The sequence below is a fragment of the Amycolatopsis nivea genome (assembly GCF_004522235.1).
In the GTDB taxonomy this organism is placed as follows: domain Bacteria; phylum Actinomycetota; class Actinomycetes; order Mycobacteriales; family Pseudonocardiaceae; genus Amycolatopsis; species Amycolatopsis nivea.
The window spans coordinates 35,506-57,696 of record NZ_SDLT01000026.1 but is presented as its reverse complement, the minus strand read 5'-3'; the positions used below and the strand labels follow the sequence as shown (position 1 = coordinate 57,696).

21 protein-coding genes are annotated in these 22,191 nt (G+C 70.6%); 12 read left to right on the top strand and 9 right to left on the bottom strand.

Going from position 1 to position 22,191, the window contains the following annotated elements; translation table 11 throughout:
* Window positions 1-39: 39 nt before the first annotated feature.
* The 3 genes from EIZ44_RS27360 to EIZ44_RS27350 form a co-directional block, all read right to left on the bottom strand.
* Window positions 40-1,563, bottom strand: coding sequence for an ABC transporter substrate-binding protein (locus EIZ44_RS27360; RefSeq protein ID WP_134732041.1), 1,524 nt, complete (start codon window positions 1,561-1,563; stop codon window positions 40-42).
* A 172-nt stretch (window positions 1,564-1,735) separates the two neighbouring features.
* A complete protein-coding gene (locus EIZ44_RS27355; protein WP_134732039.1) occupies window positions 1,736-2,713 on the bottom strand; it encodes a methyltransferase family protein in 978 nt (325 codons plus the stop codon).
* 88 nt (window positions 2,714-2,801) lie between these two features.
* On the bottom strand, window positions 2,802-3,758 hold the full coding sequence (locus EIZ44_RS27350; protein ID WP_134732037.1) for an aldo/keto reductase: 957 nt from the start codon (window positions 3,756-3,758) through the stop codon (window positions 2,802-2,804).
* Window positions 3,759-3,844: 86 nt separating this feature from the next.
* Here EIZ44_RS27350 and EIZ44_RS27345 point away from each other — a divergent pair, with 86 nt between their 5' ends.
* A complete protein-coding gene (locus tag EIZ44_RS27345; protein WP_134732035.1) occupies window positions 3,845-4,567 on the top strand; it encodes an SDR family NAD(P)-dependent oxidoreductase in 723 nt (240 codons plus the stop codon).
* Window positions 4,568-4,630: 63 nt separating this feature from the next.
* Here the strand turns inward: EIZ44_RS27345 and EIZ44_RS27340 are convergent, their stop codons facing one another.
* Entirely contained in the window at window positions 4,631-5,986 is a 1,356-nt protein-coding gene (locus EIZ44_RS27340) for an amidohydrolase (RefSeq protein WP_205673325.1), read from the bottom strand.
* 104 nt (window positions 5,987-6,090) lie between these two features.
* On the opposite strand from EIZ44_RS27340, the gene EIZ44_RS27335 reads away from it, so the two are divergent.
* Genes EIZ44_RS27335 through EIZ44_RS27315 form a run of 5 tightly spaced genes read left to right on the top strand, consistent with a single transcriptional unit; the run spans window position 6,091 to window position 11,421 of the window.
* Complete coding sequence (locus EIZ44_RS27335; RefSeq protein ID WP_134732031.1) at window positions 6,091-7,200, top strand: zinc-binding dehydrogenase; 1,110 nt, start codon at window positions 6,091-6,093, stop codon at window positions 7,198-7,200.
* A 31-nt stretch (window positions 7,201-7,231) separates the two neighbouring features.
* Window positions 7,232-8,197 carry an aldo/keto reductase gene (locus tag EIZ44_RS27330; protein WP_043836999.1) on the top strand — a complete coding sequence of 322 codons (966 nt, stop codon included), beginning with the start codon at window positions 7,232-7,234 and terminating at the stop codon, window positions 8,195-8,197.
* A 49-nt stretch (window positions 8,198-8,246) separates the two neighbouring features.
* The gene (locus EIZ44_RS27325; RefSeq protein WP_134732029.1) at window positions 8,247-9,224 is read left to right on the top strand and encodes an alpha/beta hydrolase; all 978 of its coding nucleotides are present in this window, start codon (window positions 8,247-8,249) and stop codon (window positions 9,222-9,224) included.
* The gene (locus EIZ44_RS27320) at window positions 9,221-10,195 is read left to right on the top strand and encodes an alpha/beta hydrolase fold domain-containing protein (protein WP_134732027.1); all 975 of its coding nucleotides are present in this window, start codon (window positions 9,221-9,223) and stop codon (window positions 10,193-10,195) included. Before EIZ44_RS27325 ends, EIZ44_RS27320 begins: the two co-directional genes overlap by 4 nt.
* Window positions 10,192-11,421 (top strand): multidrug effflux MFS transporter, encoded by a 1,230-nt coding sequence (locus tag EIZ44_RS27315; protein ID WP_134732025.1) that lies wholly within the window; start codon window positions 10,192-10,194, stop codon window positions 11,419-11,421. Before EIZ44_RS27320 ends, EIZ44_RS27315 begins: the two co-directional genes overlap by 4 nt.
* Here the strand turns inward: EIZ44_RS27315 and EIZ44_RS27310 are convergent.
* Window positions 11,413-11,910 (bottom strand): GNAT family N-acetyltransferase, encoded by a 498-nt coding sequence (locus tag EIZ44_RS27310; RefSeq protein WP_205673324.1) that lies wholly within the window; start codon window positions 11,908-11,910, stop codon window positions 11,413-11,415. The two genes, EIZ44_RS27315 and EIZ44_RS27310, sit on opposite strands and share 9 nt — an antisense overlap.
* Window positions 11,907-12,458: a hypothetical protein gene (locus tag EIZ44_RS27305; RefSeq protein ID WP_134732021.1), complete on the bottom strand. Its 552-nt coding sequence runs from the start codon at window positions 12,456-12,458 to the stop codon at window positions 11,907-11,909. The genes EIZ44_RS27310 and EIZ44_RS27305 overlap by 4 nt, the downstream gene beginning before the upstream one ends.
* A gap of 193 nt (window positions 12,459-12,651) precedes the next feature.
* Between EIZ44_RS27305 and EIZ44_RS27300 the strand changes: the two genes are divergently transcribed.
* The 4 genes from EIZ44_RS27300 to EIZ44_RS27285 all read left to right on the top strand — a co-directional run bounded on the left by EIZ44_RS27300 (window position 12,652) and on the right by EIZ44_RS27285 (window position 16,710).
* Entirely contained in the window at window positions 12,652-13,569 is a 918-nt protein-coding gene (locus EIZ44_RS27300) for an AurF N-oxygenase family protein (protein ID WP_134732019.1), read from the top strand.
* Between the two features lies 1 nt (window position 13,570).
* Window positions 13,571-15,073, top strand: a complete 1,503-nt coding sequence (locus EIZ44_RS27295; protein ID WP_134732017.1) for an FAD-dependent oxidoreductase — start codon at window positions 13,571-13,573, stop codon at window positions 15,071-15,073.
* Window positions 15,074-15,197: 124 nt separating this feature from the next.
* Entirely contained in the window at window positions 15,198-15,899 is a 702-nt protein-coding gene (locus tag EIZ44_RS27290) for a GntR family transcriptional regulator (RefSeq protein WP_134662945.1), read from the top strand.
* Complete coding sequence (locus EIZ44_RS27285; RefSeq protein ID WP_134662946.1) at window positions 15,892-16,710, top strand: arginase family protein; 819 nt, start codon at window positions 15,892-15,894, stop codon at window positions 16,708-16,710. Before EIZ44_RS27290 ends, EIZ44_RS27285 begins: the two co-directional genes overlap by 8 nt.
* Here EIZ44_RS27285 and EIZ44_RS27280 read toward each other — a convergent pair.
* Together EIZ44_RS27280 and EIZ44_RS27275 are read right to left on the bottom strand one after the other, a co-directional pair.
* Complete coding sequence (locus tag EIZ44_RS27280; protein WP_167754293.1) at window positions 16,691-17,314, bottom strand: hypothetical protein; 624 nt, start codon at window positions 17,312-17,314, stop codon at window positions 16,691-16,693. The two genes, EIZ44_RS27285 and EIZ44_RS27280, sit on opposite strands and share 20 nt — an antisense overlap.
* 50 nt (window positions 17,315-17,364) lie before the next feature.
* The gene (locus EIZ44_RS27275; RefSeq protein ID WP_134732015.1) at window positions 17,365-18,207 is read right to left on the bottom strand and encodes a lysozyme; all 843 of its coding nucleotides are present in this window, start codon (window positions 18,205-18,207) and stop codon (window positions 17,365-17,367) included.
* Between the two features lie 230 nt (window positions 18,208-18,437).
* On the opposite strand from EIZ44_RS27275, the gene EIZ44_RS27270 reads away from it, so the two are divergent.
* Window positions 18,438-20,252 (top strand): pectate lyase-like domain-containing protein, encoded by a 1,815-nt coding sequence (locus tag EIZ44_RS27270; RefSeq protein WP_134732013.1) that lies wholly within the window; start codon window positions 18,438-18,440, stop codon window positions 20,250-20,252.
* Between the two features lie 86 nt (window positions 20,253-20,338).
* On the opposite strand, the gene EIZ44_RS27265 is transcribed toward EIZ44_RS27270, so the two are convergent.
* Window positions 20,339-21,181, bottom strand: coding sequence for an oxidoreductase (locus EIZ44_RS27265; protein WP_134732011.1), 843 nt, complete (start codon window positions 21,179-21,181; stop codon window positions 20,339-20,341).
* Window positions 21,182-21,278: 97 nt separating this feature from the next.
* On the opposite strand from EIZ44_RS27265, the gene EIZ44_RS27260 reads away from it, so the two are divergent.
* The gene (locus EIZ44_RS27260; protein WP_134732009.1) at window positions 21,279-22,175 is read left to right on the top strand and encodes a LysR family transcriptional regulator; all 897 of its coding nucleotides are present in this window, start codon (window positions 21,279-21,281) and stop codon (window positions 22,173-22,175) included.
* Window positions 22,176-22,191: the final 16 nt, after the last annotated feature.

Below are 22,191 nucleotides of genomic sequence, written 5' to 3'. Positions count from 1 at the left end.
CAGTGGAATCTTCGGACGGCTCCGGGGACGACGGGCGCGTCAGCCGCGCTGGATGAACCGCAGCGTCGGGAACATCATGCCGGTGATCGGCGTGACGGTGATGCCCTTGACGCTGAAGTAGAGGTTGTCGGCCTGGTACCAGACGTTCCACCAGGCGAGGTCCACGAGCTTCGTGTTGAGCTCCTTGAGCGCTGCGGTCTGGTCCGCGCCCGGCTGGGCCTGTTCCGCCTTCTGCACGAGCGCCTTCACCTCCGGGAAGGCGTCCACCGACGGCTTCGGGTTGTACCACTGCGACGACGTGACCTGGTCGGTCAGCGTGGCCATGTCGTTGCCGTCCATCGCGATCACCGCGAGGAACATCGGGTACGTCGGCGCGTTCTTCTGGTAGTCCGGCATCGACATGTTCTGCCAGTCGACCTTGATGCCCAGCTGCCCGAAGGTCTGCTCGGCGGCGGGTTGCCACGCCTGGAAGATCGTGGACATCGGCATCTTGAGGCTGAAGCCGCCGCCATAGCCCGCCTCAGCGAGCAGTTGCTTGGCTTTGCCGAGGTCCGTCTTGTACTTGCCGTTGCCCGCCGGGTCGTAGACCTGGCTGCCGCTCGGCCACAGCTGGTCGGTGACCGTTCCGGCGTCGTTGCCGACCGCCTTGAGGATCCCCGCCGCGTCGAACGCGTAGGAGATCGCCTGCCGCACGCGCTGGTCGCCGAGCGCCTTCACCTGGCTGCCGGTGCGGTCGGCGAACTGCACGCCGACCCACGAAGCCGGCTTCTTCGCGACATTCCAGCCGTTCTGCTGCGCCTTCGGCAGGTTCGCCGCGTTGGCGAACTGGACGTTCAGCTGACCGGACAGCATCGCGTTGAAGCTCGCCGCCTGGTCGGTGATCGGGAACAGCCGCACCGTCGGGAACGGGTAGGTGGCGCTGTCCCAGTGCTTCGCGCGCTTCTTGAAGACGTACTGCGACTGCGGCTGCGAGGACGCCTTGTCGAAGGTGTACGGGCCGGAGCCGTCCGGGCCGTTGGCGAGCGACTTGGCCTTGATCGCCTTGGGCGAGGCCATCCAGCTGCGCCCGAGGCCCATGAAGTACAGCAGCGCGTCGTCGCGTTCGGACAGATGGAGCACGACGGTCGAGGGGTCCTTCGCCTCGACGCTCTTCACGTCGATGTAGGCCTGTCCGGAACGGGTGCCCGCCTTGAGGTGGTTGAGGTTCTCGACCGCCGCGGCGGAGTCGAACTTCTGCCCGTCGTCGAACGCGACGTCGTCGCGCAGGTGCATGGTCAGGGTCAGCCGGTCGGCCGACCAGTCCCACGACTTCGCGAGCGCGGGGATCGGCTTGGCGTCCTTGTCCAAGGCGACCAGCGGGTCGTAGACCGCGGACAGGTACGGGCCGTCGAAGCCGATGTCGGCGTTGGCCGGGTCCCACGACGTCACGTCGAGGAACACGCCCGCCTTCAGCTCGTCGGTGCCCGCGCCCGCCCCGGCGGCGCCCGAGCCGGTGCATCCGGCGATGCCGAGCAGCGCCGCGGCGGCCGCCGCGAACAACGCCGCTGTCCTTGTCCTCGTCATTGAGTCCCTCTCTCAGGGTGCTGGACCGCCGGCGGGGTCGCTCGGCGCCCCGCCGGGAACGGCGGGCCTGCGAGTGCGGCCCGGCTCGCCGTGGTGCGGGATAGTCTACGATTGTCGGCTAAAAAATCAACGGGCCGGATGCGTTTGTTATCTCCCGGCCCGGCGGCCGTTTTCAGACGGCGTCGGCGACCAGAACGCGAGGGCTTCCGGGCAGTGCGAGAACATCGCATACGCGCCATCCTGCACCGTCCAGCCATTCGCGGACTTCCGCCTCCGGATAGACGACGGTCCCGTCGATCACGAAGTACTCCCCCGCGTGCAGCGCGTCGATCGGGCGCTGCCGTTCGCCGTCGTCGAGGAAGAAGTCCAGCAGCAGCAACGTCGCTCCGTCCCCGGCGGCCGCGCGCGCGTTGGCCAGGATCTTCCGGTTCTGCTCCGCGGTGAACCGGTGCACCACGTGGTTCACCATCACCAGATCGTGCTCCCCGCCCGGTTCCGCGGATTCCGTGGGCGCGGGGTCGATGGTCGTGCGATCCGCGCAGCCGGCCGCATTCACCGCGTCGGTGATCCCTTGCGTGGACTCGGGTCCGAAAACGAAACGAGCAGTCAGTGCGGGATTCGCCCGCAGCGCGCCGATCGCGAATTCCGGCGACAATCCGCCCAGATCGAGCATCGAACGGTAGGGCGAGAAATCGAATGCGCGCGCGAGCATCGACGCGTGCAGCGCGTTGTAGCGCATCACGCCCGCCATGAACGTCGCCCAGCGGCCCTCGTCCATCTGGAGGTCGCCCGGTTTCCCACTGTCCACAGTGGTGTCGAACTGGAGCCAGTGTCCGTAGCTGATTTCGTTGAGGAAGGTCAGGAACGGCGCCAGATCCGTAGCGCCGTCCCCGCCCAGGTACTCCCGCGCGTCCGCGGCCAGCTCGTAGCGGCCGTCGGTGCGCTCCAGCAGGCCGCGCGCGTTCATCGCGTCGGCGAGGATCCGGGTCAGCTGCTCGCCCTTGCCGGTGGCGGCGGCGAGTTCCGGCGCCGTGCGCGGACCGTCGGCGAGCGCGCGGAACAAGCCGATCCGCGAGGCGGCGAACAACTGTTTCGCGCCCATGTACCCGATGGCGATGTCGACGATGCGGTCCGGCGCTGGTTTCGTCATGTGGCGGCTCCTCACGGCGTCGGGGGTGCCTCTCCGGGCACCCCGGGGAGCTTTAGTCTACGCACGTCGACAAAAAACACCAGCCCCTTCACCAGGTTCCGTCGGCGGCGACGGCGCGATCGAGCCACAACTCCTTGGTCAGCTCGCGAATCCGGTCCGCGCCGACGCGCTCGAGCAACGCCAGCGCGCCCGCGTTGTCCTCCAGCTGCGCCAGCCGCGATACGCCCACGAGGACGTTCGCGGTCACGGGATTGGCCAGGCAGAAGGCAATTCCCAGCTGTGCGGGCGACGCATCCAGCTCTTCGGCGATCCGTTGCACCGCAGGCCAAGCGGCGGTGATCTTCTCCCGGATTCCGCCGACATCCGCGCCGATCTTGCGATTCGGCTGCAGATTCCCCACGAGCAGCCCGCCTTCGAAAATGTCCGACGCCTGCAGCGTCAGCTCGCCGGAAGCGAAGAGCGGCGCGTAAAACTCGCCCTCGGCCATCGAACGGCGCGCGAGTCCGTACTTCAGCTGCGCGAAGACCGGGGGCTCCACACCACGTTTGCGCGCAATGGCAACAGCTTTGCGCAGATCGTCAATGCGCCAATTGTTCACGCCCCACGCGCGGAACCGGCCAGCTTCCATCTGCTCCGCGACGTCCGCGACGACCCGTTCGAGGTCGACTTCCCCGAAGTAGTCGCCGACCACGACCAGATCGGCCGACTCCACTCCGACGCGTTCGAGGGCGGTGTTCATCTGCTGCGCGAAGCCGACGTTCGGGTAGTCCCAGAGCCAGAGTTTCCCGCAGTAGAGCCAGTCTTCGCGGGCGAGACCGGCCTCGCGCACCGCGCGGCCGAAGATCCGGTCGGTCGTGGAACCCTCGGCGTGCGGGCCCATGTCGTAGTGCGCGACGTCGAAGAAGGCGAGCCCGAGTTCGGCCGCGCGGGCGATCAGCGCCACCGCGTCGCCGAACTCCATCCGGTCCCAGGTGTTCCACGAGCCGAGCGACAACGCCGGCACGCGCGGGAACGCCGGGCCCAGTCCAGGTCGATCCGTCGCCACGATTCCTCCTGCGGTTCAAGGGATTTATTTTCTACGCTTGTATACTATAAGCCCGCGAACCTCGCTCCCGGCGAAAGGAAACGACGATGCCCGCTGCCCGTACCGTGCTGATCACCGGAGGTGCCGGCGGCATCGGCCGCGCGATCGGCGCCGCCTTCGCCCAGTCCGGCGATTCCGTGGTGCTCGCCGACCTCGACGGCACCGAAGAAGCCGCCAAACCGCTTGGCGGGCGCGGAATCCGGCTCGACATCACCGACGAGACCGCGATCTCCGCGGCGCTCGACGAGATCGGCCCGGTCGACGTCCTGGTCAACAACGCCGGCCTGCTCAGCGTCCACGGCCGGTTGCTGGACCTGCCCGGCGCGGACCTGCTGCGCATTCTCTCGACCAACGTGCACGGCACGTTCCTGATGACGCAGCTGGTCGCCCGCCGGATGGTGGCGCGCGGTGAGCCGGGCGTCGTGGTGAACCTGTCGTCGATCGGCGGGCGGCAGCCGACCCCGGGAATGGGCGGTTACGAAAGCAGCAAAGCCGCGGTCGACGCGCTGACCCGGTGGGCGGCGATCGAACTGGCGGAGCACAAGATCCGGGTGAACGCGGTCGCGCCCGGCCCGGTCGCGACGCCGATGCTCGCCGCCGCGATGCCGCCGGGATCGCCCGCGCACGACGCGTGGGTGGCGCGGATCCCGGACGGCCGGATGGCTTCGGTCGAGGACGTCGCCGCCGCGGTGGTGTTCCTGGCGAGCCCGGCCGCCGCCCACATCACCGGCACGAGCCTCCCGGTGGACGGCGGCCAGCTGCTCACCTGAGCCAGCTGTCCGTGAAGGGCTCCTTGAGGGAATCTGATTCCCTCAAGGAGTCCTTCACGGCCGTTAGGCGATGGCTGAGCGGTCGAAGACGATCTGTCCGCCTAGGACGGTCAGGTCCACCTCGACGTCGGGCAGCTCGGCGGGGGTCACCGTGAACGGGTCCGCGGACAGCACGCACAGATCGGCCGCCATCCCCGGCTCGAGGGTGCCCTTCCACGAAGCCGCACCGTCCTGCTGGGCCGGGTGCACGGTGTAGCAACGGAGCAGCGTTTCCATCCGCTGCCGCACGTCCTCGGCGGGCCCCATCCACTGGTCCGCGGCGGCGATTTCCTTGCGCCAGTCCGGCGGCAGCACCGGCGCGTCGGACGTCAGGCACAGCGGGACCCCGGCGTCCAGCGCCTCCTGCAGCGGCCACGCGGCGGCCGAACTGCCCGCGCCGAGCGCCGCGTCGACCACTCCGGCGGTGCGCACCGCGATCCCGGCCTGGGCGGACAGCCCGACCCCCAGCCGGGCCATCCGCTTCAGCTGCGCCGCGTTCACCAGGTCGCCGTGGATGACGTAGTGGCCGAGGTCGACGTCGCGTTCCTCCCGGGCCTGTTCGACGGCGTCCAGCATCAGCTCGATCGCCCGGTCGCCGGTCGCGTGCACGCCGACCTGCAGTCCGGCTTCGTGCGCGGTGCGGACCATCCGGGTGAAGTTTTCCTCGCGCTCCGGGTCGTCCGCGCCGCCGACGAGCAGGTGGGCGTGGCTGCCGTCGGCGTAGCAGTGGTGGGTGTAGGCCGAGCGCATCGGCGGGATGCCGTCGGCGAAGATCTTGACCCCGCGGAAGTTCAGCCGGCGGGGGTCGGCACCCGGTCCGTCCACTGTGGCCAGTCCGGCGCGGAAGCGGTCGAAGGTGCTCGGGCCGTCGAGTTCGCCGTACAGCCAGAGCGCGGTCACCCGTGCCCGCAGCAGTCCTTCGGCGGCCAGACCCCGGTACTGCTCGACGACGGACATGCCGAACGCGCCGATGTGCCCGTCGTCCTCCCCCGGGCCGAGGCCGGGTTCGGTGTAGCTCGTAATGCCCAGCGCGGCAAGGATTTCGCCCGCGCGCAGGATGGCCGCGCGGCGTTCGGCGGCGGTGCGCAGGGGCTTTTCCGGACCGGGTCCGGGCGCGCCGTCGTCGGCGAACAGGGTGTCCGGCCAGAGCGCGCCGAGCCAGGCGCCGTGCAGGTGCGCGTCGTTGATGCCCGGCAGCACCGCGCGGTCGCCGAGGTCGAGCACTCTCGTGCCGGGGCCGATCAGCTCCCGCAGGTCGGCGTCGGTTCCGGCGCGCAGCACGCGTCCGTCCCGCACCGCCAGCGCGGTCGCGGGCGCGGGACCGGCCATGGTGTGCACCGCCGCTGCCCGCAAGACGAGGTCCGCAACTGAGGTCGGCACAGGCGCTCCTGGAGGGATTCGGGGACTCGACATTTTTGTCGACGTCCGTAGACTAACCCATCGTCCGGCCCCGCAGGGCCCGCCAGTCCCCGGAAAGGTTTCCCATGACCGTCCCGACTTCCACCCGCGCCGCGGTGCTGACCGAGCACGGCGCGCCGCTGAAGCTGACCGAACTCCCGCTGCCCGCCGGGCTCGAAGCGGGCGCGGCGCTGGTCCGCGTTTCGTGCGCGACGCTGTGCGGCACGGACGTGGAGATCTGGTCCGGGAAGATGAGTTTCCCGGGCATGCTGCCGATGGTGCTGGGCCACGAAATGGTCGGCGAAGTGGTGGCGGCCGGACCGGACACGCGCGACGCGCTCGGCCGCGCGATCGGGGCCGGGTCCCGGATCGGCTGGTCGGAATCCACCTGCGGCGAGTGTTACGGCTGCACGGTGCTGCGCGAACCGGTCGCGTGCTCGCGGCGCGGCTACGGCTTCCTGCAGCGGTCGGACGTCGCGCCGTTCGCGACCGCCGGACTGTGCGAATACGCCTACGTCGTCCCGGGCGCGGCGAAGCTGCTGCTGCCCGCCGAGGTGCCCGACACCTGGGCCGCGATGGCCGGATGCGCGGCGAAAACCGTGCTGCGCGCGTTCGACCGCGTCGGCGGCGTCCGGCCCGGATCGCGCGTGGTGGTGCAGGGATCCGGCGCGCTGGGCCTCTTCGCGACCGCGGTCGCACACCTGAGCGGGGCGGGCAGCGTCATCACCGTCGGAGCGCCCGCGTCGCGGCTGGAGCTGGCGAAGGAATTCGGGGCCGACGACGTGGTCGAGGTCGCGGGCGGTTCGGACGCGATTGTCGAGCGCGTCACCGAGCTGACCAGCGGCCACGGCGGCGACCTCGTGCTGGACTTCGCCGGTGCGCCGTCGATCGGCCGCGAGGCGGTCGCGATGGCGGCGCAGCGCGGGCGGGTCGTGATCGTCGGGAGCACCGGACCGGAGCCGACGCCGGTCCCGCTCGGCACGGTGATGGGCAAGGAACTGACCGTCGTCGGCTCCCTCAACGGCGACATCGCCGATTACCACCACGCGATCGAGTTCTTCGGTTCGTTCGCCTCCCGGATGCCGTGGGACCGGCTGTTCGGCGCCCCGGTCGGGCTCTCCGGTGCGAGCGAGCGGATCGAGGCCATGCACCGCCTCGACGAGACGAAAGCCGTCGTCGACCCCCGTCTTCCCTGATCCCTTTTCCGTTACGAGCCAAGGAGGTCTCGTGTCCGCATCCTCGCCCCTGCCCCGCCGCAAGATCGGCACGTCCGGTTTGGACGTTTCGCTGCTGTCGCTCGGTTCGTGGCACACCTACGACCGGATGGATTTCGCCGACGCCGTCGCGATGATCCGCGCCGCGGTCGAGGCCGGCGTGAACCTGTTCGACGTCGGCGTCTACGGCATGCCCGGCCACCCGCCGGTGTTCACCGACGTGCTCTGGAGCGCGATCATCCGCGCCGCCCGCATCCCGCGCGACGACTACCTGGTCTCGGCGAAGCTGTGGATCGAAGGCTTCGGCGACCAGGGATTCCGGCCGCAGCTGGAAAACGCGTTCCTGCGCGGCGGGTTCGACGTCGCGGACCTGGTGATCCTCGGCGACCTGCGCCGCGACGACGTCGCGCTGGAAGACCTGGTCGAAGACCTCGCCGGGCTCACCCGCTCCGGACTGATCCGGGCGTGGGGCGTCAACAACTGGTCGGCCGGGAACATCGCGCGGCTGCGCGAAATCGCCGAAGCGCTGCAGGTTCCGGGTCCGCAGATCGCGCAGCTGAAGTACAGCATCGGCCGCCGGTCCATTCCGGACGGCGAGCCGTTCGCCCGGCTGTTCGCCGACGGGTTCGTCATGCAGGCGTCGGACGTCCTTGAGGGCGGCATCCTCGCCGGGCGCACCAAGCTGACCCGCGAGATCGGCCGCGACCCCGGCGACGTCCGCAAGCGGATCACCCGCGACGCCCCCAAGGTCGTGCAAGCCGCGGAAGAACTCGGCACGAGCGCGGCGCGGCTCGCGGTCGCGTTCACGCTGACGCATCCGGCGAACGTCACGACGCTTTTCGGCGCGACCCGGATGGAGCAACTGGAGGACAACCTGGCCGCGGTCGAACTGGTCGAGCAGGTCGGAGCCGAGCAGATCCGCGCGCTGGTGGAGCCGTTCTGGGCCGACCGCGACGCCGTCGATCCCGAAGGTCCCTGAGCCCGCCGACCTACCCGCCCCTAACCCCGCCCTCGCCGAGGAGACTGCCTTGACCTATCCCCCTGTCCCGTTCGACCCGGAGATCGAGCCCGCGCTCGCCGAGATCGTCCCGGCCGACGCGTCGCCGTTCACCCCGGAGACGATCCCCGGCCTGCGCCGCGCGATGGCCGAGATGTTCCCGCCCGCCGCCGAGGTCGTCGGCGACGCCCCGGTGACCGTCGTCGAGCAGACCATCCCCGGCCCGGACGGCGCGCCGGACCTGGAAATCACCATCCTGTCCCCGCACCAGAGCGACGGCGCGCTTCCCGTCCTCTACAACATCCACGGCGGCGGCATGATGGTCGGCCACCGCAACATGGACGTCGGGCGGTTGCTGGCACTGGTGCTGGAATTGAACGTCGTCGCGGTGAACGTCGAGTACCGGCTCGCCCCCGAGCACCCGCACCCCGCGCCGGTCGAGGACTGCTACGCCGGTCTGGTGTGGACAGTCGAGCACGCCGACGAGCTCGGCATCGACCCGTCGCGCGTCGTGGTGATGGGCGGCAGCGCGGGCGGCGGTCTAGCCGCGGCGGTCTCGCTGCTCGCGCGCGACCGGAAGGGCCCCGCCATCGCGGGCCAGCTGCTGCTGTGCCCGATGATCGACGACCGCAACACCACTGTCGCGAGCCAGCAGTACCCCGGCTTGGGCACGTGGACGAGGGAATCCAACCTCGCCGGCTGGCAGTCGCTGCTGGGCGACGCGGTCGGCACCGACGACGTCTCCCCCTACGCCGCCCCGGCCCGCGCGACCGACCTGTCCGGGCTGCCCCCGGCGTTCATCGAGGTCGGCAGCGCGGAACCGTTCCGCGACGAGGACACCGAGTACGCGCTGCGCATCTGGGCGACCGGCGGACAGGCCGAACTGCACGTGTGGGCGGGCGCCTTCCACGGGTTCGACATGTACGTCCCGGATTGGCCGATCAGCAAGGCCGCTCTCGAAACCCGGAACTCGTGGCTGCGCCGGATCTTCGGGAAGGCCGGGAAATGAGCGTCCCTCCGGTGCCCTACGACCCGGAACTGGAGCCCGGTCTCGCCGCGTTCCTCGATCTGGTCGAGAGGATCCCGCTGCGCGCGGACACGATCCTGGCCAACCGCGCGCATTTCGCGACGATCATCCCGCCCGCCGAGCAGATCGTCGGCGACCGCCCGGTCGAGCTGACCGAGCACACCGTTCCCGGCCCCGAGGGCGCGCCGGACATCGTGCTCACCGTCGCCCGTCCCGCCCCGGGCGTCGTCAACGCACCCGCCCTGTACAGCATCCACGGCGGCGGAATGGTGCTGGGCAACCGATTCTTCGGTCTCGACGGCCTGATCGACGACGTCCTGCGGTTCGGCGCGGTCGGCATCTCGGTGGAATACCGGCTGGCTCCGGAAAACCCGGCACCCGCCGCCGTCGAGGACTGCTACGCCGGTCTCTTGTGGACAGTCGAGCACGCCGACGAACTCGGCATCGACCCGTCGCGCATCGTCGTCACCGGTGCCAGCGCGGGCGGCGGCCTGGCGGCGGGCGTCGCCCTGCTGGCGCGGGACCGCAACGGCCCGGCCATTGCCGGACAGCTGCTGGCGTGCCCGATGCTCGACGACCGCAATGAGTCCGTGTCCACCCGGCAGTACAACGGAATCGGCGCCTGGGACCGCAACAACAACGACACCGGCTGGGGCGCACTGCTCGGCCCGGCGCGCGGCACCGACGCAGCTTCCCCGTACGCGGTCCCGGCCCGGATGACCGATCTGTCCGGTCTCCCGCCCGCGTACCTGGACGTCGGCGCCGCGGAGATCTTCCGCGACGAGACGACCGAGTACGCGCTGCGGATCTGGGCTACCGGAGGGCAGGCGGAACTGCACGTCTGGGCGGGCGGCTACCACGGCTTCGCCGGTTTCTCCCCGGACGCGGAAGTCTCCCGCTCCGCGGTCGCGACCCGGCTTTCGTGGCTGCGCCGGATCCTGCGTGCCGGATGAAGCCGCTCCACACCGAAGCGAGCCTGGTCGACGCGGTGTTGCCGAAAAAACGGCCAGGCGCGCTCCGGATGGCCGTCGTGCTGGGGTTGCTGGAGGTCTTCGGCCCGATCTCCATGGACCTTTACCTGCCGGCACTCCCTCAGCTCGCCGACGATCTCCGGGCTGGGCAGAGCCTCGCGCAGGCGACCATGTCGGTGTGCATGCTCGGTCTCGCCTTCGGTCAGCTGGTCGTGGGCCCGCTGAGCGACCGGTTCGGCAGGCGGCGTCCGCTGCTGGCCGGGATCGGGTTGTTCACCGTGCTGTCGGTGGTGTGCGCGTTCGCGCCGTCGATCGAGGTGCTGCTCGCGGCGAGGTTCCTCCAAGGGCTGTGCGGTTCGGCCGGAATCGTGTTGTCGCTGGCCGTCGCGCGGGATCTCGCCGAGGGCGTCGAACTGGTGCGGCTGCTGGCGTTGCTGACCACCGTCGGGGCGCTGGCGCCGATCGTCGCTCCGGTGATCGGCGGCCAGCTGGCGGCTGTCATCGGATGGCGCGGCATCTTCGGCGTCCTGGCCGGGATCGGGGCGGCGTTGCTGCTCGTCGCCGCGACCGCGCTGCCGGAGAGCCTGCCGCCGGAGGCGCGACATCCGCGCAAGGGCCGCGGCGAGTTCCGGATCCTGCTGAAAGACCCGCTGTTCTTGGGTTTCCTGCTGGTGAGCACCTGCGGCGGAGCGGCGTTCTTCACCTATCTGGCGTCGATCAGTTTCGTGCTGCAGGACGGATTCTCGTTGTCGCCGCAGCTGTTCAGCGCGTGTTTCGCGGCGAACGCGGTGATGTCGGTGCTCGGCGCGCAGGTGAACCGCGCGGCGGTGCGGCGCGCGGGACCGGTCCGGATGTACGTGCTGGGCACGACCTTCACCGCGGCGGCGGCCGTGGCGATGCTGGGCGCGGTGGTGTTCGGGGCGGGGCTGGCGGCGTTGCTGATCCCGTTGGCGCTGCTGATGTTCGCGGGCGGGACCACGCAGGCGAACGGCAACGCGCTCGCCCTCGCCGACCACGGCCGGCGGGCCGGGACCGCGGCGGCGCTGCTCGGGACGTCGTCGTTCGCGGTCGGGCCGATCGTCGCGCCGCTGGTGTCGCTGGGCGGGACGACACCGTTGTCGATGAGCCTGACCGTGACGGTGGCGTACGGCGTCGCGACCGTGCTGCTGTGGCTGGCGGTGCTGCCCAGGCTGCGCCGATCAGCCTGACTCGAACACGAGCTGGCCGTCCTCCTCGCCGACCGCCCGGAAGCCCGCCTTCTCAAGCACCCGGCAGCTGGCCGCGTTGCCGGGCAGCACATACGCCCGTAGCTCGGGCGCGAGAGCGGGCTCCGGGTGGTCCTCGTGCCACTGCCGCAGCGCCCGCGTCAGCTCGGTGGCCAGACCAGCGCCCCACGCCGCTCGGGCCAGCAGGTAGCCGACTTCCCGGTGCCCGCTGCGATGGGCGACGCCGAACCCGGCCCGGCCGAGAAAGCCCGAAGCGCCTTCGACCCGCCACTTCGACCAGCCGCGTGCCCGGTGTTCGGCGATGAACCGCTCCAGCCGTTCCCGGGTCGCCTTGCGGGTCTGCGGGCCGCTCGTCATGTGCTGCATGACCTGGCGGTCGGCGTGCAGGGCGGCGAGATCGTCCACGTCCTCGGGCAACCAGGTGGTCAGGCGCAGCCGAGCCGTGCGGAGGATTTCCTCCCGGCCGGTCACCAGCCGGGGTGGTACGGCATCGGCGGGGTTTTCGGCAGCAGCCACGCGCCGGTCGCCCGGTGTGCCGCCAGCACGAGCGCGGCGACCGGGACGATCAGCCACAGGAACCCGCTCGGGAAGGTCATCTGCAGGGTCGGCGGCGCGCTCTTCCGGACGAAGCTGGAACCGAGGCCGACGATCATGAAGACGACGATGTCCAGCACCGCGAGGCTGCTGCCGACGAGCACGCAGACCCGGCCCGCCGGGGAACGCTTGAACAGCCCGATCGCGCCGGCGACGCTCAGTGCCGCGATCGCCAGGTCCGCGGCGCCGACGATGCCGCCGGAAAGCAGCCTGCTCGAGGAGGCATGGCCGACCGTCCGGAGCACCGCCACGACGAAGCCGATCGTGCCCACCAGTCCGATCACCGAGGCCAAGGTCGCCGCGGCGACCGCAGTAGCCCCGAAGTGCGCGGTCGGCGGCTGCTGCGGCGGGAGCTGCGCGCCGTAAGCGGGCGGCAGCGGCGAGTACGGCTGCGGCTCCATGCCGGGATAAGGCCCTGGGGTCACGACGGCGGTTCCTCCGAGGTCAGGAAGACATTATCGGCTCATCCTGCCAGGTCAGCGGCCTTTCCCCGGCCCGATTGCCCGAACGGGCGACACGCGGTTCGCCGGCGCCTCTCGCGATACGGCCAGATAGGTGTTACCTTAGGTAACAGTGAATCGCGGTAACGCCTAATCAATGTCGCTCAGGGAGGACCGAATGACCAGCGCAGACGTGCGACGAGCACCGGAAGCAGCCCCGTCCGGCCGGCACGAGACCGCGCAGCGGCTGCTCGACTCCTCCGCGACCCTGTCGTACGACCCGGCCACCGAGGTCGACTGGGAAACCCCGCTGGACAAGGACTTCCACGGGGCCAGCCCGGAGTGGAGCACGCTCTACGGCACGAGCTACTGGGCCGAGATGACCCCGGAGCAGCAGAAGGAGCTGACCCGCCAGGAGGCGGCGTCGGTCGCGAGCACCGGGATCTGGTTCGAGATGATCCTGCAGCAGATGGTGCTGCGCGACTTCTACGCCAAGGACCCGACCGACCCGGCGTTCCAGTGGGCGCTCACCGAGATCGCCGACGAATGCCGCCACTCGATCATGTTCGCCCGCGGCGCGCAGAAGCTGGGCGCTCCCCCGTACCGGCCGCGCAAGCTCGCCGTCGAACTGGGCCGCGTCTTCAAAGCGGTCGCCGGCGGCGAAGCGGCGTACGCGGCGATCCTGGTCGCCGAAGAGGTCCTCGACGTGATGCAGCGCGACTGGATGCGCGACGAGCGCGTGGTCCCGTTCGTGCGCACCATCAACAACATCCACGTCGTGGAAGAGTCGCGGCACATGAAGTTCGCCCGCGAGGAGACGCGCGAGCAACTGGAGGGCGCGGGAGCCGTGCGCCGCCAGATCAACGCGCTGGTCATCGCGATCGCGTCGTACTTCATCGTCAGCAGCATGGTCAACCGCGACGTGTACAAGAACGCCGGGCTGGACGCCGAGCGCGCGCTGCGCGAGGCGAAGAACAACGAGCACCACAAGTCGATGATGCGCTCGAGCTGTGCCGGGCTGATGGAGTTCCTCGGCTCGTGCGGGCTGCTCACGAAGCCGGCGCTGGTGTTCTACAAGCGGGCGAATCTGATCTGACATGGCCTTCGCGATCACCCAGACCTGCTGCAACGACGCGACGTGCGTGTCGGTCTGCCCGGTCAACTGCATCCACCCGACGCCGGACGAGCCGGACTTCGGCACCACCGAGATGCTCTACGTCGACCCGGCCACGTGCATCGACTGCGGTGCGTGCGCCGACGCGTGCCCGGTCGACGCGATCTTCCCGGTGGACCTGCTGACCGATTCGATGAAGGTCTACGCGGGGATCAACGCGGACTTCTTCGCCGACCGCCCGCCGGTCGCCGCGAACCCGGCGCCGAACTTCCACCGCTGGGGCCCGCCGACGTTCGACCGGGAGATCCCGAGCGACCTCGAGCCCGCGGACGTGGCCGTCGTCGGCACCGGCCCGGCCGGGATGTACGCGGTGGAAGACCTGTTGCTGCACACCAACGCGCGCGTCACGCTGATCGACCGGCTGCCGGTCGCGGGCGGTCTCGTGCGCTTCGGCGTCGCCCCGGACCACCCGGACACCAAGCGGATCGGCGAGACGTTCTCCCGGTTCCACGACCACCCGCGGCTGAAGCTGAAGCTCGGCGTCGAGGTCGGCCGTCACGTGACGGCGGACGAATTGGCCGAGCGGCACGACGCGGTGATCTACGCGGTCGGCGCTTCTTCCGCGCGCGCCCTCGGCCTCTCCGGCGAGGACCTGCCCGGCAGCCTCGCAGCGACGACGGTCGTCGCCTGGTACAACGGCCACCCGGACGTCCCCGCGCACGCGGTCGACCTCTCCGCGGAGCGGGTCGTGCTGATCGGCACCGGCAACGTCGCGCTCGACGTGGCCCGGATCCTCACCGCCGACCCGGACGATCTCGACGGCACGACCATCGCCCCGCACGCGCTGGAACGGTTGCGCTCCAGCAAGGTCCGCGAGGTAGTGCTGCTCGCGCGGCGCGGCCCGGAAGACGCCGCGTACACCTCGCCCGAGCTGATCGCGTTGGCGCAGCGGGAGAACGTGCCGCTCGTCGTCGACACCGAAGACCCACGCACCGCGGCTGCGATCGACGCGGGCACCGGAAAAGCCGCGCTGCTAAAGGACTTGGCGCGCGAAACCGTCGACTGGACCGCCCCTCCCTCGGACGGTCCGCGCCGGATCGTGCTGCGCTTCCACTCGGCCCCGGTCGAGATCACCGGCGACCGGCAGGTGCGCGGGCTGCGCGTCGAGGGACCTTCCGAACCGGTCGAGATCGCCGCCGGCCAGGTGGTGCGCGCCGTGGGCTACCGCGGCCGCCCGGTGCCCGGTCTCCCGTTCGACGACGCCACCGGCACGATCCCGAACACCGCGGGCCGCGTCGAGGGCCGAACCGGTACGTACGTGGTCGGCTGGATCAAGCGCGGCCCGTCGGGCGGAATCGGCGCGAACCGCACGTGCGCGAAGGAAACCGTGGCGACGCTGCTGGCGGACATCACCTCCGGCGAGGTTCCGCTGCGGGGCCGCCGATCGCCGATCGCCGTGCTGGCGGCGCGGTTCAGGGGTCGCTGACCCAGTTCGTCCCGGAAGTCCCGGCCGCAGTTCGCGGCCGGGACTTTTCGTATGCGTCGAGTCTTGCCCAATTGTCGGACAATCTGGCAATCTAGTGCTCACGCCGAGCCAGGCAGGGGGACTGATGACGATCGAAGGCCTGGGTGCGAACATCCAGCGGCGCAGCACCGCCGAGCAGGCGGCCGAAGCCGTCCGGCAGGCGATCCTGTCCCTCCGGCTGCCGCCCGGCACTCCGCTGCGCGAGGCCGCGCTCGCCGCCGAACTCGGGGTCTCCCGCAGCACCCTCCGCGAGGCCGCGCGGACTCTCGAAAGCGAGGGACTGGTCCGGTACCGGATGAACCGCGGCATCGTCGTCGCGGACGTCACCGGTCCGGACGTCGCCGACATCTACGCCGCCCGCAAGTCCGTCGAACTCACCGCGGCCGACGCTCTCACCGACCACCGCGACCCGGAGATCTACCGGCAGCTGGCCGACCTAGTGGACCGGATCGAGCAAGCCTTCGACCAGGACGACACCGCCACCGCGCTCGACAGCGACCGGCTCTTCCACGCCACCCTTGTCAGCGCCACCGGCAGTCCCCGGCTGTGCCGCTTCCACGCGCAGCTCCAGCAAGAACAACGCCTCGCCCTCGCACTGGCCGAACGCTCGCGCCGCGAACTCGGCCGCGCCACCGACGACCACCGCCAGCTGCTGGACGCCCTGCACGGCACCCGGAGCGAAGCCAGAGCCGGAATCACCGCACATCTGCAAGCAGGCGCCGCCGAATTGGGGCGGTTGCTCGACTTGCTCGCCCACCACGACGAAAGCGAGAAACCTCGTGGCTGACCCCGACGGCCTGTGGGACCTGATCGTCACGCCCTGGCACCTCGACCAGCACCTCCCGGACTTCCCCGTGCCCGCCTCCGCGACCCAGGTCGTACCGCCGGTCCTGCCCGCGGAGTCCGTACCCGCCCGAATGAACCTGCTGCACCAGGCGACAGCCGACGCAGTGGCCCGGGCCGCCAAACCCCTGGTGCTCTCCGGTGACTGCCCCACGAGCCGCGCCGCGGTGGCCGCGCTGCAGCGACGCCACCACGACCTCGCCGTCCTGTGGCTCGACGCGCACGGCGACTTCAACACCCCCGAGATCTCCACCAGCGGCTACGTCGGCGGCATGGCACTGGCGATGCTCACCGGCCGCACCGAGGGCCTGTTCGACGACCCGCTCGGCCTGCGCCCCGTCCCCGACACCAGTGTCGTGCTCGCCGACGCCCGCGACCTCGACCCCGCCGAACGCAACGCGCTCGCCGCCAGCCGCGTCCGCCGCGTGCCTGCCGACCCCGCCGCCATCACCACCGCCCTCGCCGAGCTGGGCCCGATTCCCGTCTACGTCCACCTCGACATCGACGTGATCGACAGCGCCGAACTCCCCGGGGCGCGCTTCCCGTCCGGTCCCGGCCCTTCCGTCGCCCGGATCGAAGAATGCCTCGCCGCTGCGTGCGCGTCCGCCGACGTCGTTGGCGCTTACCTCGCCTGCGCCTGGCTTCCCGAGCACGCCAACGACCAGAGCACCCGCGAGACCATCTCCCGGCTCACTGCTGCGCTCGGCGCCAACGTCGCCTGGCACGAAGCCGTCGTCACTCCGCCTTCTGCCTAGCCGCCAGGGTCTCCTCCACCTCCGGCACCCAGAAACTCAGCTCCAGCGTCTTCACACTCGCCCAATACGACAGCAATCTCCCCTGCGCGACCAGCGCCGGAAACGCCGCCGCGAACAGGACCGCCGCGCACGCCGCGAACACCGGATGCGGCCCGACGATCAGCTCGACCACCGCGGCCACGAACCCGAAGGCCATCGCCGGGCTGGAATTGCGCAGCATCAGCCCGGCGGTGCGCAGCCGGGTCGCCTCCAGTGCCGCGTCGGCGTCGTGCAGTTGCAGGGCCGAAAGCAGCAGGAACGGATCCGCCTCGACGAATGCTTGGCCGCGCGCGGAAGGGTTGCGGCGCAGGAACTCCTCCCGTGGGTTCCGCTTCCGCCGCCGCGGCAGCCACCGTCCGGCCCGTGCGCCGAGCGGGTACGCCAGGTATCCGAGCAGGTAGCTGGCCACCGCGATCCCGATCACCAGCACCACGCCCGGTCCGCGCGAGACGGCGGCGAGGTCGATCCAGTGCAGCCGTCCGGCGAGGTAGGCCAGGACCGCCAGGTGCAGGGCGCCCGGGATCGCGTAGGCGAAGAGGTCGAAGAGTCCGATCGCGAAAGTCACCCGGTGATCCAACACCGGCCGCACCCCCGCCGGTACGGCTTTTCAGGCGATCACGCCGACGAACCGCCGCCCCTGGCGAGCGCCTGCACCCGGTTCATCGGGCCGTTGTAGTAGTTCTGGTCGCCGGGCAGGCTGCCGGTGCGCGAGAACTGCCAGATGCTCTGCTTGTCCCAGCCCGCCGGGAGTTCGCCGATCTGCGGGGCGTACCGGGCGAGCCACAGCGGATTCGTGTCGCCGAACCCGCCCGCGTTGCCGGTGCAGAGCTTCCACCACGACGTCGAGGTGTAGATGATCGCGCTGCGGCGCTGTTTCGCCAGGTACCGGTGGGTGAAGTCGGCGATCCACGCGGTCATGTCGGCCTGGCTTTTGCCGTAGCAGGCGTCGCCGTAGGGGTTGTATTCGATGTCCAGCGCGCCCGGCAGCGTCGTGCCGTCGCCGCGCCACGCGCCGCCGTGGGCGATGAAGTAGTCGGCTTGCTGTGCGCCGCTGGAGACGTCCGGGCGGGCGAAGTGGTACGCGCCGCGGATCAGGCCCGCGTTGTGCGCGCCGTGGTATTGCTGGTCGAACTGCGGGCTCACGAACCCGGTGCCTTCGGTCGCCTTGACGTAGGCGAACCGCGCGCCCGCGCCGGCGGCCTGGCCCCAGTCGACCGCGCCCTGGTGCCCGCTCACGTCGTGGCCGAGGGTCTGTCCGGTCGCCGGGTCGAACCGCGGGCTCCCGCTCTGCACGCCCTCGTGCCGCAGAATTTGTGAACCGGCAACGTTCTCGCCGGCCTTCGAGTAGTCCGCGGCAGCGGCCGGTCCGGCAGTCGCGACGCCGCACGCCAGCGCCAAGACCGACACGACGGCGGCCAAGCCGAGCCGCCAGGGGTTGTCCGTTGCTGTCCGGGTCACCGAGACTCCGATCTTCACGGCGGCAGGTCCACGGCCCATCGTGGGGCACAACGCGGCGCGAGGCTGGCTGCGTCACCCGGACGTGAACGAGTTTCCGATAGCCGGAATCCCGCCAGTGGCCCAGACAACTGTGACCGAGTTGTGACCGGCGGCGCCGAGCTGGGCGTTTAATTTGTTGTGGCCGACCACAAACTGGTTGGCAATTTCCCTACCGGCGGAGGTGTCCCCACGTGAACCGGACTCATCGACCACCCGGGCGGCCGTCCCGATCCCGCGGACCAGCACTGATCGCGCTGGCGCTGCTCGCCGCGGCCGGGATCGCCGTCCCCGCCGCCGCGGCCCCAGCGTCCGGGCAGGCGGGCTGCACCGGCCAGTCCGATCAGCCGGACTTCGGGCCGAACGTGCACATTTTCGACCCGGGAATGCCCTCCGCGACGATCCAGGCCCAGCTGGACAAGGACTTCGAGGCGCAGAAGGACACCCAGACCGCGCAGTTCGGCTCGGGCCGCGTCGCGCACCTGTTCAAGCCGGGCGCCTACGCGGTGCACGACAACGTCGGCTTCTACACCTCCGTCGCCGGGCTCGGGCAGAACCCGGACGACGTCCAGATCAACGGCGACATCACCGTGGACGCCTTCAACGAATCCGACCAGGGCTCCGCGCTGCAGAACTTCTGGCGCTCGGCGGAGAACATGGCCGTCACGCCTTCCAGCGGCAGCGACCGGTGGGCGGTGTCGCAGGCCGCGCCGTTCCGCCGGATGGACATCAAGGGCGGGCTGCAGCTGTTCCCGGCCAGCTACGGGTACGCGAGCGGCGGTTACGTCGCCGACACCCGCGTGTCCGGGCAGGCCGCGTCGGTGTCGCAACAGCAGTGGTACACGCGGGATTCGGCGCTGGGCAGCTGGGACGGCGGCGTGTGGAACATGGTCTTCTCCGGGACCACCGGCGCGCCCGCCAACTCGTTCCCGAACCCGCCGGAAACCACGCTCGACACCACGCCGGTCTCGCGCGACGTGCCGTACCTGTACGTGGACAACGGCGGCAACTACCGCGTCTTCCTGCCGTCCCTGCGCACGAACGCGTCCGGGCCGAGCTGGGCAAACGGCGGCACGCCCGGCGATTCCGTCCCGATGAGCCAGTTCCGCGTCGTCAAGCCCGGCGACACGGCGGAGAGCATCAACAGCTCCCTCGACGCCGGCTGCAACCTGTTCTTCACGCCCGGCGCGTACCACCTCGACCAGACGCTGAACGTGACCCGGCCGGGCACGACGGTGCTCGGCATCGGTTACCCGACGCTGATCCCGGACAACGGCGTCGACGCGATGCACGTGTCCGATGTGGACGGTGTGCGGGTGAAGGGCCTGCTGTTCGACGCGGGCACGCAGAATTCGCAGGCGCTGCTGACCGTCGGCGAAAGCGGGAAGCACACGAGCCACGCGGCGAATCCGACGTCGCTGCAGGACGTGTTCTTCCGCGTCGGCGGCGATCTGGCCGGCAAGGCGACCAACAGTCTCGTGGTGAACAGCGACAACACCATCGTCGACCACGTCTGGGCATGGCGCGCCGACCACGGCAATAGCGGCACGGTCGGCTGGACCACGAACACCGCCGACACCGGCGTGCTCGTCAACGGCGACAACGTGACCGCGACCGGGCTGTTCGTGGAGCATTACCAGAAGTTCCAGGTGGTGTGGAACGGCCAGAACGGAAAGACGATCTTCTTCCAGAACGAAATGCCTTACGACGTCCCGGATCAGGCCTCGTGGAACTCCGCGCCCGGCACCGCCGGGTACGCCGCGTACAAGGTCGGCCCGGACGTGACGTCGCACGAGGCGTGGGGCTTGGGCAGTTACTGCTTCTTCGACACCAACCCGGCGGTTGCGAGCTATCACGCGTTCGAGGTGCCGCAGAACGGTGGGGTGAAGCTGCACAGCCTGCTCACGGTGTCGCTGAACCACCGCGGCACGATCACCCACGTCGTGAACGACACGGGCGACGTGACCCCGGACGGCACCAAGCCGGTCAACGTCCCGAATTATCCGTGACTCGACCGGGTCCCTGCGTCCGTGAAGGGCTCCTTGCGGGAATCTGATTCCCCCAAGGAGTCCTTCACGGACCGAAACCCCGCGTCTCAGTCCAGCGCGGTGGCTCGGCTGGCCTTCTCCCAGGAGTCGAGATCCTGAGTCAGCGCACCGATTTTGCCGCGGATCGCGTCCACCGCATCGCCGCCGAGCGCGAGCCGCAGCGGCGCGTCGGGCGCGTCCACCGCCTGCAAGATCGCTGCTGCCGCCTTCGCCGGATCACCGGGCTGCGTCCCGTCCATCCCCTCGATCGCGGCGCGGGTGGCCGCGGTCGATTCGGCGTAGGCGTCGATCTTGCGGGAGCGGTGCATCGCCGCGCCGCCGAACGACGTCCGGAACGCGCCCGGCTCCACGATCAGCACCTTGACCCCGAGCGGTTCGACCTCCGCCGCGAGCGCCTCGGACAGGCCCTCCAGGGCGAATTTCGCCGCGCAGTAGGCCCCGAACGCGGGCGGCGCGAGCAGTCCGCCCATCGAACTCATCTGCACGATCGTGCCGCTCCCCTGTTCCCGCAGCAGCGGGACGACAGCCTTGGTCATCGCGACCGCGCCGAAGAACATCACCTCCAGCACCGCGCGCAGTTCGGGCATCGTCAGTTCCTCGACGGCGCCGACCGAACCGTGGCCGGCGTTGTTGACCAGCACGTCGATCCGGCCGAACTCGTCCAGCGCGGTCCGCACGGCGGCGTCGATCCGGGCCGGGTCGGTGACGTCCAGCGCGGCGGTGCGCACCCGGTCCCCGCCCGCTTCGGCGAGGTCGGCGAGCGTCTCCGGGTCGCGTGCGGTCGCGAGGACCCGGTCCCCCGCGGCCAGCGCGGCCTGGGCGAGTTCGCGGCCGAAGCCGCTCGAGCACCCGGTGATCAGCCAGACGCGGCCGTCGGTTTCCTCGGTCATTGAGCAGTCCCTCCAGTGGTTCTTCCGCCTCCGATCGTGGCGCGTGCCTGCCGGGGTCCGCCAACACCGGTTCGCTGGCGGGCTACAGTCTCAGCCTGTGACCCCTGAGCTGCGGCAGCTGCGCTACTTCGTCGCCGTCGCCGAGACGACGAGCTTCACGCGTGCGGCCGCGGCTCTGCACATCGCGCAGCAGTCGCTGTCGCAGCAGATTTCCGTGATGGAACGCCAACTCGGCGCGCAGCTCTTCGACCGCGACGCCCGCGGCACCCGGCTCACCCCGGTCGGCGAGCTCTTCCTGCCCGAAGCGCGCGCGGTGCTCGCCCGCGCCGACGCCGCGGTCGCGACGGTCGCCCGCGCGGTCCGCGGCGAGATCGGCGCACTGCGGCTGGCTTTCCTCGCCAGCACGGCGAATTACCTGCTCCCGCCAGTCGTGCGCGCGGTGCGGGAGCAACTCCCGGAGCTGACCGTCACGACCGCGGAAGTCTCGATCGCGGAGCTCGTCGACGGGGTCCGCGACGGCCGCTTCGACGCCGGTTTCACCCGTCCGCCGCTGGTCGACGGTCTGGCGACGCACGTCCTGCTGACCGAGCAGGTCTGCGCGGTCCTGCCCTCGGGCCATCGCCTGGCCGACCGTCCGACGCTGCGCCTGGCCGACCTCGCGGACGAGCCGTGGGTGCTGACGCCGCGCGCGTCGTGGGGCCCCTGGCACCGCAAGTACGACGCCGATTTCGCCGCGGCCGGATTCACTCCGGACGTCGTGCAGCGCACCGCGACCGTGCAGGGCCTGCTGGGGCTGGTCGCGGCCGGGGTCGGCGTGACGCGGCTGGCGGGCTCAGCGCACAGCCTGCGCCGCACCGGGGTGGTGTTCGTGCCGCTGGAGGGCGAAACCGCGCACACGGTCGTGGTGTGGCGCGCGGACGGCCCGCGCCCGGCCGCGCTGCTGGACGTGGCGACCCGGCTGGCCGAGACGACGGATCTTTCCGGCGCGGGCTGATTCCCGCGCCGGAAAA